The 3,446-nt window shown below is 70.3% G+C and carries 2 protein-coding genes and 1 pseudogene; 2 read left to right on the top strand and 1 reads right to left on the bottom strand.

What is annotated here, in order from left to right; all coding sequences use genetic code 11:
• Both D7W79_RS46370 and D7W79_RS40290 read left to right on the top strand, forming a co-directional pair.
• A pseudogene (locus D7W79_RS46370) lies at nucleotides 1-126 on the top strand (LVIVD repeat-containing protein); the annotation flags it as partial.
• Between the two features lie 606 nt (nucleotides 127-732).
• On the top strand, nucleotides 733-2,448 hold the full coding sequence (locus D7W79_RS40290) for a S1C family serine protease (RefSeq protein WP_158617172.1): 1,716 nt from the start codon (nucleotides 733-735) through the stop codon (nucleotides 2,446-2,448).
• Between the two features lie 358 nt (nucleotides 2,449-2,806).
• On the opposite strand, the gene D7W79_RS44100 is transcribed toward D7W79_RS40290, so the two are convergent.
• Nucleotides 2,807-3,446 (bottom strand): hypothetical protein (locus D7W79_RS44100; protein WP_158617171.1); only part of this gene is annotated, 640 nt, incomplete at its 5' end.

Genomic DNA, 3,446 nt, shown 5'->3' with positions numbered 1-3,446 from the left:
CGTGAGACCGACCCGAAGCGGCTGGGCTTCGTCTACGAGGGCGTCATGGGGATGCGCGTCCCGGGTGACGGGTATGTCTACGCGGTGGACACCTCACGCGGGCTGCTCATCTTCAACGAGCTCTGAGTGGGTGGCGAGAGGGAGGGGCCTCATCCCCTCCCTCTTCGCCGGGGATGGACCGAGCGACCGAGAAGCTTCCTCCGTCGCCTTTCCCGAGGTCGAGGCTCGCTCCAGGCTCAAGGCGGAAGGTGGGACGCATGTCGAAGCCGCTGGAAGTCGTGAACGCCGTCCTGGACGCGGGGTTCGACGGGCTGGGCCCGCTGTGCAGCGCGACGGGGCTGGCGGACGAGTACCCGAGGATGGCCTGATGGCCGAGCTGAAGGCGTTCGTGGTCGACCAGGATTGAGCTCGACGTCATGCACGGCGCACATGTTGGCGGCCTGCTGCTTCGAGGAGCGCTCCGAGGTCGACCCGGAGTCACGCGGAGTGCCGATGGGGGAGGCTGGGACTCCACGAGCGTTCGGAGGCATGATGGTGGGAGCTGTCGAGGGGTGCCCGGGTCCTCGCGGGTGACGCACGAGCACCAGGAACCCGGGTCGTCGCAGGGGGAGCGCGGGAATGTCGGAGTCGGTCGAGCTGAGGTGCCTCCGGTGTGGTGCGCCGGATGCGGGGAACGTGGCGCGCTGTGTGTGCGGCGCCAGCCTCCGGGTCGATGTGGTGTTGCGGGATGCGGTGGCTGACGAGCGGACGCGCTTCGCGCTGGCGCGGGCCATCTCGCTGCTGGGCCCACCCGCGCCCTCGTTCTCCGAGGCGCGAAGCCTGCTCGCGACATCAGGGGCCCCCCTGGCCCGTGGCGTCTTTCGCGCCTTCGCGGAGAAACTCCTGGAGGTGCTGCGCGCCCAGGGCGCCCGCGCGGACTTGCGGCCCTTCGTGGAGGCGGTGGTGCCCGTCCAGGAGCCCTCTCGTCGAAGCTTGAGGGGGCTCGTGGGCCTCTGCATCCTGTTCGGATTGCTGGGCGGCATCTGGGTGGCCCGTTCTCCGCGCTTCGCTCGCACCCGCTCGAATGTCATGGCCCTCGCGGCGGGTGAAGACCTGCCGGGCGAGGCTGCTCCCGTGCCGTCGGCTCTCTCCACCGCGGAGATTTCACGCCGCGCCGGCCCGAGCACGTTGACCCTGCGATGTGGGAGCAAGGTGGGCTCCGGCTTCTTCGTGGACTCGGAGCTGGTGCTGACCAACGAGCACGTGGTGTGTCCGCCGGGCAAGCTCATGACGGCGGTGCTCGCGGACGGGCGGGAGCTGCTCGGCGAGACGGTCGCCAGTGACGTGGATTTGGACCTCGCCACCGTCCGTGTCGTGGGAGCGAAGGTGGCGCCACTGCCACTGGGTGACGTCACGCGCCTGGAGCCCGGAGACCCGCTGGTCTTCATTGGCAGTCCCAAGGGCCTGGACTTCACCGTGCACGAGGGGAAGGTGGGCTTCGTGGGCCGGCAGTATCTGGGCACTGGCTATGTGCAATTCAATGCCTCGGTGAATCCAGGCAACAGTGGCGGACCGCTGTTGAACGGACGCGGCGAGGTGGTGGGCGTCGTCTCGATGAAAATCGAGAACGCGGATGGGCTGGGGCTGGCGCTGCCCATCGCCTACGCGAGCAAGCTCGTCTCCGTGCCCACCACGCCCGAGTCCACGGCGCGCTGGAATCAGTTGCTCGAGCGCGTGGCGCGTGACGAGGAACGCGAGGTGAAGCGCTTCCAGGTGGACACCGAGCAGCAGGTGGTCCTCTCGGTGCAGCGGGTCGACGGGCTGGGGCTCGTCGTGCTGGTGGCCGAGCGGTTCGACTCGCCACCCACGGCCGTGAAGCGCCGCATGGAACTGGAGACGGAGGGCAAGACGTGCACGCTGGACCTGGAGTTCGAGGACTGGCGGCCCCTGAGCCAGTCCCTGGCGGAGCAGGAGGACTCGCGGAGGCTGCGCTGGTTCCTCTCGCGAGGCCTCACCCGAGGCATCCACATTGGCGGGGCGCGGCTGCCCGTCGAGACCTGCTCGTTGCCGGAAGTCGGCACCGCCTGGCTGAAGTCAGGGCAGGGGAGTGGTGAGAACCAGGAGCGCATCGAGGTGTCGCTCAAGGACGTGCGGGAGGCCCGTGAGACGTGGAGCCGGAACCCCACGGGCATCCAGCGCTGGGAGCGGGAGCGCTTCAAGCAGCGGCTGGCGGGGACTCGCTCTCGAGAGGAGGAGGAGCGGTGGCGCTCGTCCTTCGGCAAGGCCCGGGCGCGTGTCACCCGCTTCGAGGAGGAGCGCGCGCGTCTGCGCAAGGACGAGTCCTCCGGCAAGCCGGTGGCGAAGCGCCAGCAAGAGGTGGAGGAGGAGCTGAAGCTGGCGAGCCAGCAGCTCGCCGAACTGGAGCGCTACGCCGCGGAGAAGAACGTTCCCGCGGAGTGGCGGCGGTAGGCCCTGGGGCTTCGGGCTCTGGACCTTCTCAGTTCGCCGGCGAGGCTGGACTCCACCTGGCGCTGAGGGCTCGTGCGCTACGGCGCCGGCCAGTCCGCCGGAGGCTGTCCGCGGACGTCCTGCGCGGCCGGACGATCAAGCTCCGCCAGCGCCTCGTCCACGCGGTGAGTGCCCACGGCAGGTGCGAGGCAGGCCCCGGCGCGTGGGCCCCCGCAAGCCGCAGGGTGTTGAGGCTCAAGCCGCCCCAGCCAAGAGAGCCAGGGCCTGCCGCGCACCTGAAGGGAGCGCGGCCAGGGCCGGGTGTACCCCAAGGGGCTGCGCGGCTTCTCCACCCGCTGGGGCGTTGAGCGCGGGCCTGCTACGGCATGCCCCCGCGCATCGCGAGCGTGAAGGAATGCAGCACGGAGCTCCCCAGCCGGTCGGTGGCGCGGATCACCACCCGCTCGGAGGACCGGGCGTTTCGCGGGACGCTCCAGCCGACGATGCCGTCGGGGGACACGGACATGCCCTCGGGCCCCGCCTCCAGCGCCAGCTTCACGCCCCCCGCCGTGGAGCGGACCTCCAGCTGATACGTGTAACGGGTCCCCACCGCGACCTCCAGCGGGGGCACGGAGCGCACGTAGAGATACTCTGGAGCCGCCGAGCGCAGGAGCGCGGGGAAGTCGAAGATGCGCACCTGCTTTTGATCCGGCGTCACGACCACCACCGCGCCCACCGCGGGCAGCAGCATCAGCCGGCGGTCATAGGTGAGCCGGGTCCTCACGCCATCCGACGACTGGTTCCACTCGAAGTCGATGGGGAGCCGGGCCGCCAGCGGCACCTCCTTCCCCGCCACATACAGCGCCGGCCTCACCTTCGCGGCTGACGCGGTGGGACTGGTGGGAAGCCCCAGGAACAGCATGCCCCCGACCGCGGGGACCAGCACGTTGTCGGGCACCTGCGTCAGCGGCGCCAGATCCTGGGCGAACGTGCGGCCCCGCCCGTAGACGGCCCCGTCC

The sequence above is a fragment of the Corallococcus exercitus genome (assembly GCF_003611585.1).
GTDB classification, from domain to species: domain Bacteria; phylum Myxococcota; class Myxococcia; order Myxococcales; family Myxococcaceae; genus Corallococcus; species Corallococcus exercitus.
The sequence above is the reverse complement of the archived record's forward strand: the minus strand, read 5'-3'. Positions and strand labels throughout refer to the sequence as shown.